The organism is Aequorivita sediminis, from assembly GCF_032080575.2.
In the GTDB taxonomy this organism is placed as follows: Bacteria; Bacteroidota; Bacteroidia; order Flavobacteriales; family Flavobacteriaceae; genus Aequorivita; species Aequorivita sediminis.
On the sequence record NZ_JAVLSO020000022.1, the window covers coordinates 1 to 1,745 of the forward strand.

General features: G+C 34.8%; 3 protein-coding genes. All 3 read left to right on the forward strand.

All coding sequences use genetic code 11. The features are described 5' to 3' along the window. Positions 1-114 precede the first annotated feature (114 nt). The 3 genes from RT250_RS13410 to RT250_RS13420 all read left to right on the forward strand — a co-directional run bounded on the left by RT250_RS13410 (position 115) and on the right by RT250_RS13420 (position 1,640). Positions 115-819 carry a hypothetical protein gene (locus RT250_RS13410; protein ID WP_313115388.1) on the forward strand — a complete coding sequence of 235 codons (705 nt, stop codon included), beginning with the start codon at positions 115-117 and terminating at the stop codon, positions 817-819. Positions 820-1,051: 232 nt separating this feature from the next. Further along, positions 1,052-1,354, forward strand: coding sequence for a type II toxin-antitoxin system RelE/ParE family toxin (locus RT250_RS13415; RefSeq protein WP_313115390.1), 303 nt, complete (start codon positions 1,052-1,054; stop codon positions 1,352-1,354). Between the two features lies 1 nt (position 1,355). After that, entirely contained in the window at positions 1,356-1,640 is a 285-nt protein-coding gene (locus RT250_RS13420; RefSeq protein ID WP_191100631.1) for an addiction module antidote protein, read from the forward strand. Positions 1,641-1,745: the final 105 nt, after the last annotated feature.

Below are 1,745 nucleotides of genomic sequence, written 5' to 3' on the forward strand. Positions count from 1 at the left end.
AAGAATCGAAAATAATATCGTTTTAAAGCCGCTCTAGATAACAATGGATTCATTATTTTTAGTCCGAAGTGAGTTGATGCACAGACTCACGTTGTGTGCAATTTGACAAAACCAATGAAACATCCTTTTCTAATCATATTTCTTATCACTTTTTTGGCTTGTAATTCCAAAAAGGATAATGCAGTTTCTAAAATCAAGAACCCAAATCCAGAGAAAGTAATTCAAGAAAAATTAAGCGGAAAAGAAGTCGTTGCGGAATTGGAAAAATTAAGTTATTTCAATCTGACCAACGAATCTGAATTAGATACTGTTAAAGCCGACTTTCAAAAAGCTTACACGGACTTAAATTTCTTTCAAGGACCAATGCGAGGGGAAACGCTGAATTTTATGGACAATCGCTATCATTGGGTAGATTGTGAGGAACTTTTTGAGATTGGAGGATTAACAGAATATTTAGCTCAAGTTAAACCGACTTTTGAAAAATTAGGGCTGGAATTAGAATACGCAAACGAAAAAAGCGAACAAGACCAAAACAGTTGGAAACACACAATTGAACTTAACGGAATTGAATACACAGCATTTGACGGACAATTTTCCGACTTGGATTGGGGAATTGCATATATCAATTTCATAGAAATGTTAAACGCAGAATTAAGACGACAAAAATCGGACGAGCAGTTTTATCCAATAAATTGCGGAAATGATGGAATGTTCGTCTTACTAACGCCAAAACAGTTGGACTTTGTAAATCGGAATTATCCAATTGACAATGAACATCCGACAACAATGAGTAATTGGAAAAGTAGAAATGGAATATAAAAAAAACTGCACACAACACTGCATAACCGCAATTACGGCGGATTCGACTGCGTCCGGATCCACGCGTAATTGCTAAAGTCAGTGCTAAACCGAAAAACCCCGTATATTTAGCCGTAACTGCGGTTATACTAAACGTTGTGGTGCATTTAAGAGCAACTTTCTGGAAAACCGAAAATTTCTGTTTTAAATCCAAAATTTAGATTATATTTGTATCTAAATGGATACACTCTAAATGATTATTACCGAAAAGACAACTGAATTTGATAAGTGGATTAGAAAGCTCAAAGACATTCGAGCGAAATCTAAAATACTATTCCGAATTCAGAAACTCGAAACCGATGAGCATTTTGGAGATTGTAAACCTGTTGGAGATGGAATTAGCGAAATGCGAATCAATTATGCAAAAGGTTATCGAGTGTATTTTAAGGAAAAAGACAACAAAATCGTTATTCTTTTAATTGGCGGAGATAAATCAAGTCAACAAAAGGACATCGAGAAAGCGAAGAAAATTTGGAACAGAATAAAAAATGATTGATATGGCAACTACAAAATTTGATATTGCGGACTATTTGGACAGCGAAGAAATGATTGCTGAATATCTTAACACAGTTCTCGAAGATGGAGAAAGTTCTGATTTGATTGTGGCAATTGGACATATTGCAAAGGCAATCGGAATGACTAAAATTGCGGAAAAAACTGGAATGAGCAGACCAAGTTTATATAAAGCATTATCTGACGGAGCAAAACCACAATTTGGAACAATAATGAAAGTGCTAAAAGCTATTGGCGGACAAATAAATGTAAAGCCAATGTCAGCGTAAAAAAACGCACCACAACAAAGTACTGTGGTAAAAAACAAGTAAAAATGTATTAATTTTTCACCATGGTACTTCTGTAACTATCCTCATATATTAGTCCAGATTTAG

Bases quoted from the DNA above. Each gene is read 5' to 3' on its own strand.
- RT250_RS13410 (WP_313115388.1), top strand. From the start codon at position 115: ATGAAACATCCTTTTCTAATCATATTTCTTATCACTTTTTTGGCTTGT.
- RT250_RS13420 (WP_191100631.1), top strand. From the start codon at position 1,356: ATGGCAACTACAAAATTTGATATTGCGGACTATTTGGACAGCGAAGAA.
- RT250_RS13415 (WP_313115390.1), top strand. From the start codon at position 1,052: ATGATTATTACCGAAAAGACAACTGAATTTGATAAGTGGATTAGAAAG.